This window comes from Myroides marinus (assembly GCF_900109075.1).
Classification (GTDB): domain Bacteria; phylum Bacteroidota; class Bacteroidia; order Flavobacteriales; family Flavobacteriaceae; genus Flavobacterium; species Flavobacterium marinum_A.
In genome coordinates this window covers 1-1,871 of record NZ_FNYS01000051.1, presented here as the reverse complement: position 1 = coordinate 1,871, position 1,871 = coordinate 1, and the positions used below count along the sequence as shown (strand labels likewise).

Annotated in this window: 3 protein-coding genes; all 3 read right to left on the bottom strand. The window is 36.2% G+C overall.

Annotated features, from left to right (window positions below; translation table 11 throughout):
• A partial coding sequence (locus BMX53_RS18865) for a relaxase/mobilization nuclease domain-containing protein (RefSeq protein WP_074748531.1) occupies window positions 1-755 on the bottom strand: 755 nt, incomplete at its 3' end.
• The gene (locus BMX53_RS18860; RefSeq protein WP_074748528.1) at window positions 755-1,069 is read right to left on the bottom strand and encodes a plasmid mobilization protein; all 315 of its coding nucleotides are present in this window, start codon (window positions 1,067-1,069) and stop codon (window positions 755-757) included. The genes BMX53_RS18865 and BMX53_RS18860, both read right to left, overlap by 1 nt.
• 395 nt (window positions 1,070-1,464) lie before the next feature.
• The coding region (locus BMX53_RS18855; RefSeq protein WP_143061471.1) for a toxin-antitoxin system YwqK family antitoxin at window positions 1,465-1,871 on the bottom strand (407 nt) is incomplete at its 5' end.

The window sequence follows — 1,871 nt, the reverse complement described above, 5'->3', positions numbered from 1 at the left end:
GTCTGAAGTATCGTTTTTGCTTGCTGTATAGTCTGTTTGTTTTCTTCTATCTTCTTGGTTAAGTCTGCAAACCTTACATTCTTTCCAATCTCTGAAGCTTTAAAGTCTAAACCCGTTTGTCTCTCCTTTATCCGAAAGCCTTGTATATTGCCTTGTTTGTTTATCGTTAATTTGACATCATAGCCCTTGTTACTCATCAAATCTTGAAAGTGTTCTATCGAGGTAGATTTGTTTTTGCACTGGGTGTATGCCTTGCTTATCTCTTGTCGCAGGTCTTTGGTCATTTCCTTTTTCATCTGTTTGACTTCAACTGCTGTAAATAGTCCTCTTTCCTTTGCGAGCTTCTCTGCGCTCTCATGAGCCTTTTTGTGTATCATACTATCGCTATGGGCTTTACCCTCTAGACTAATTCTATTTGCAATGATATGCACGTGTTGTTCGTCTGTAGAATTGTGTACATAAGCGATGTATTGATTGTTCTCAAGTCCTAAGTTCTTCAGATGATCTCTTGTAAGCTGAAGTAATTCATCTTTAGAAAACTTTACTTGTGCAGCATCTGGAGATAAAACAATAGTGTATGTGTTGTTTTCACAACGAGTATTTAACCTTTGTACCTCTCTAAACTCGGATAAGATATCTTGTCCATTTTCACCCATTACCAAATTGCGGTCAAGTTCAAATGCTTGCCCTTTATCATTCATGATGTAGTCTATCGCTTGGGTACTCCCTTTAGTTGCTTTGGCTAAACTTACCATTACTTGAGTATTTTAATCTTCTTAGTTTGTTCTAATAATTCCCTTACTTCAGCTTTCAACGCTTCGTCATTGTATTGCTTGATATAGTTCGATATCCTTGCAAAGTTGGTTTGAAACTGTCGAAGCTCTTTAAAGGCTTCGAGTTCTCCCTCACTCATTGGCTTGGGTAGTTGTCTGCCTAAACCACAATAGAGCATATATTCTGATACAGACATATTGCTCTCTTTTGCTTTCATCTTGATGACTTCCTTTTGGAAGACATCACAGCGAATTTCTATTCGCTCGGTTCTGTTCATCTTATCTAACTCATCCATACTTTTTCTTTTAAAAAGACTCTCCCAAAAAATCAACCGAAGGGCGATTTTTACCCCCGACCTTCGGGAGGGCAAGAGGGTTTTGTGGAAGTACAAAAATAGGGAGCGTAGCGGACTATTTTGTACGGAACAAAACATATCTTGACCTCACTACACGCACATACACACCGTAAATCCACAACGAAGATACACTTTTTAGCTCAAATTCAGCTTTTCCGCTTGCATATTACACCCCTTATTTGTACGTTTGCTTTATCAATGAGGAGGGAGTAGGGCAATGCTGAGGAGCAACCCTATAAGCGCCGAAATTTGATAACGAAACAAGAAAGCCCAAGCATATGCCTGGGCTTCTTTTTTATATTTTGTTTTGTTCGAAAAATGCTTAAAAAACCTATTTAATAATAAATAGATTCTCCTACTTTTTTATCATCCTTATAATTAGTACCTAAAAACAAATTACCCTCTTCATCATATTTTTTAGATAATCCTTCTTTTTTATCATTAACATACATTGTTTCGGATAATATGTTACCATTTTCAAAGTACATCTTTAATACACCATTTACTTTACCCTCCTTTAAAGTAGCTTCATATTGTATTTGACCATTGTCATAATATATTTTTATAAGTCCGTTTTCTTTACCCTCCTCAAAATTCCCTTCAAACTCTAATTTTCCATTGTCATAATATTTCTTATAAATACCTTCTTTATTGCCGTCTTTAAAAACCCCCTCTTCCTTTATCACTCCATTTTCATGGTATTCTATAACCAGCCCTTCCTTATGTCCTTCTATAAAAGATC